Origin of the sequence: Micrococcus sp. HG099, assembly GCF_024723355.1 — a bacterium.
Taxonomy (GTDB): domain Bacteria; phylum Actinomycetota; class Actinomycetes; order Actinomycetales; family Micrococcaceae; genus Micrococcus; species Micrococcus endophyticus.
In genome coordinates this window covers 1-2,562 of record NZ_JANQCJ010000202.1, presented here as the reverse complement: position 1 = coordinate 2,562, position 2,562 = coordinate 1, and the positions used below count along the sequence as shown (strand labels likewise).

The following is a 2,562-nucleotide window of genomic DNA, read 5'->3' as shown; positions in this document are numbered from 1 at the left end:
GGGTTCGACCGCGTCCTCGTGGACGCCCCCTGCACGGGCCTGGGCGCGCTGCGCCGCCGGCCCGAGTCCCGTTGGCGCCGCACCCCGGCCGACCTCGCCGAGCTGACCGGGCTGCAGTCCGAGCTGCTCGACGCCGCCGCCGCGGTGCTCGCCCCGGGCGGCGTCCTGGCCTACGTCACGTGCTCCCCGCACGTGGCCGAGACCACGGTGCAGGTCCAGGATCTGCTGCGCCGTCGCCCCGAGCTGGAGCTGCTCGACGCCGGCGCGGTGCTCTCCGAGGTCGCCCTCGGCGACCTGCGCCTGGATGAGGGCGAGCCCGGTGGCGACGAGGCCGCCGGCGCGGCGGCCCCGGACGACGTGGCGGCCCGCACCGCCCAGCTCTGGCCGCACCGCCACGGCACCGACGCCATGTTCCTGGCGCTGCTGCGCGCCCCGTCCGACACCCCCGAGAGCCCCGAGAGGACCCGAGGATGAGCCCCCGCGCCCCCCGCCTGCACCCGTCGATCCTCTCCGCGGACTTCGCGCGCCTGGCCGAGGAGCTGGGCCGGATCCGCGGCGCGGACGCCGTGCACGTGGACGTCATGGACAACCACTTCGTCCCCAACCTCACCCTGGGCCTGCCCGTGGTGGAGGCCATCCGCCGGGCCACCGACCTGCCGCTGGACATCCACCTGATGATCGAGGACGCGGACCGCTGGGCCCCCGGCTACGCCGAGGCCGGGGCGGAGTCGGTGACCTTCCACGCGGAGGCCTCCGCGGCCCCCGTGCGCCTGGCCCGCGAGCTGCGCGCCGCGGGCGCCCGCGCGGGCATGGCCCTCAAGCCGGCCACGCCCGTGGAGCCCTACCTGGACATGCTCCCCGAGCTGGACATGCTCCTGCTGATGACCGTGGAGCCCGGCTTCGGGGGCCAGGCCTTCCTCGACGTCGTGCTGCCCAAGATCCGCCGCGCCCGCCGCGCCCTGGACGGCGCCGCCGCCCCGCTGGCCCTGCAGGTAGACGGCGGCGTGAACGCCGAGACCATCGAGCGGGCCGCCGAGGCCGGGGCGGACGTCTTCGTGGCCGGCTCGGCCGTGTTCGGCGCAGAGGACCCGGACGCCGCCGTCGACGGGCTGCGCCGGGCCGCCGCCCGCGCCTGCTGCTGACGGTCGCACGCCGCCGCTGGGCGGCGGGTCACGGTCGGCCGTGTGATACTGCTGGACAGCAACGTGCTCCGAGATGCGGTGGAAGTCCGCACCGGCGGTGACAGCCCGCTAACCGCGCGGCCCGACCTCGACCCGAGGCCGGTGCCGGGCGGCCTGACCGGTGGAATTCCGGTGCCGACCGTACAGTCGGGATGGGAGAGGCACGCGGCCGAGCCGTCCCGCACCCTCGCGCGGGAGGGCCACGGAGCGCACCCCTCGGAGTCCCGAACCGAGGAGGTGGCGTCACGGACATGGACTGGCTCGTCGACGCATTCAACTGGACCATCCCCGTCGCCGGCGGCGGCCTGCTCATGCGCGAGGTGCTGGGCAACGTCTTCGGCCTCGCCTCCGCCCTCGGCGGCATGGCGCGCAAGGTCTGGGCCTGGCCCGTGGGCATCCTCGGCAACCTCATCCTGCTGACGGTCTTCCTGGCCTCCCTCTTCACCGGCGCGGACCACGCCACCCTCCTCGGCCAGGCCGGCCGCCAGGTGATGTTCATCGCCGTCTCCGTGTACGGCTGGGTCCGCTGGAACGAGGCCCGCCGCGGCCGCTCCGAGCACGCCACCGCGATCACCCCCGAGTGGGCGGGCCTGGGCGGCCGGGCCTTCCTCGTGCTGGGCATGGTGATCGGCACCCTCGCGCTCACCCCGGTGTTCCGGGCCCTCGGCTCATGGGAGCCGGTGTGGGCGGACGCGTGGACCTTCGTCGGCTCCCTGCTGGCCACGTACGGCATGGCGCGCGGCTGGGTGGAGTTCTGGCTGGTGTGGGTGGCGGTCGACGTCGTCGGCGTGCCCCTGCTGTGGAGCACCGGCTACTACGCCTCGGCCGTGATGTACGCCTTCTACGGCGCGTTCACGCTGATCGGGTTCTTCGTGTGGCTGCGGGCCAAGGACCGGGACAAGCCGGCCGTGGAGACGCTGCTGCCGGACGGGCCCGAGGAGCACGCGGCCCGATGAGCGGCGCCCCGGACCCCATGGCGCTGGCCGTCGGCGCCGCGCTGCGCGGCGTGCGCGGCGCCAACCCCCTCGTGGGGGCCGTCCTCACCGACGACGCCGGCCGCGTCCTCGCGGCGGGCCACCACCGCGGGCGTGGCACCGCCCACGCCGAGGTCGACGCCCTCGCCCGCTGGGAGGCCGCCCGCGCCGCGGACCCGGCCCTGGCCGCGCTCGACCCGGCGGGCCTGACCCTGCACGTCACCCTCGAGCCCTGCGACCACACCGGCTCCACCGGCCCCTGCTCCGGCGCGATCCTGGCCTCCGGCGTCGGCGCGGTGCGCTACGCCGTCGCGGACCCCACGGGGGTCGACGGCGGCGGCGCGGCCCGCCTGGCCGCGCACGGGGTGCGCGTGAGCGGCCCGACTGGGGAGCCGGCGGCCCTGGCC

Annotated in this window: 3 protein-coding genes and 1 pseudogene; all 4 read left to right on the top strand. The window is 76.5% G+C overall.

Going from position 1 to position 2,562, the window contains the following annotated elements; translation table 11 throughout:
- Positions 1-474 (top strand): annotated as a pseudogene (locus NWP10_RS11515) (rRNA small subunit methyltransferase B); the annotation flags it as partial.
- Positions 471-1,142, top strand: a complete 672-nt coding sequence (gene rpe / locus NWP10_RS11510) for a ribulose-phosphate 3-epimerase (RefSeq protein ID WP_184171174.1) — start codon at positions 471-473, stop codon at positions 1,140-1,142. The pseudogene NWP10_RS11515 and the gene rpe, both read left to right, overlap by 4 nt.
- 290 nt (positions 1,143-1,432) lie before the next feature.
- A complete protein-coding gene (gene pnuC, locus NWP10_RS11505; RefSeq protein WP_017488804.1) occupies positions 1,433-2,137 on the top strand; it encodes a nicotinamide riboside transporter PnuC in 705 nt (234 codons plus the stop codon).
- The coding region (locus tag NWP10_RS11500; RefSeq protein ID WP_258300994.1) for a deaminase at positions 2,134-2,562 on the top strand (429 nt) is incomplete at its 3' end. The genes pnuC and NWP10_RS11500, both read left to right, overlap by 4 nt.